Below are 223 nucleotides of genomic sequence, written 5' to 3' on the forward strand. Positions count from 1 at the left end.
GATCGCATCCATCCCGCCCTCCTAAGTCAATGTCCGAGAACAGCACGTCAATGATCTCCTCAGTGAGGATGATGCTGGCCTCCTCGGCACTGGCGGCGGACAGAACTGTGAGCCCCGCCTCCTCGAGCGCCTCGGCTGCCACAGCCCCAACAAGCAGGTCATCCTCAACGACGAGAACACGGGTGCGGCTTGCCTCCGCGAGCCGGCACTCAGGCTGTGGGAC

Annotated in this window: 1 protein-coding gene; it reads right to left on the reverse strand. The window is 63.7% G+C overall.

Translation table 11 applies throughout. The features are described from left to right. The coding region (locus E4K09_RS23850) for a response regulator (protein ID WP_134500168.1) at positions 1-223 on the reverse strand (223 nt) is incomplete at both ends.

The sequence above is a fragment of the Microvirga pakistanensis genome, from assembly GCF_004458765.1.
GTDB lineage: Bacteria > Pseudomonadota > Alphaproteobacteria > Rhizobiales > Beijerinckiaceae > Microvirga > Microvirga pakistanensis.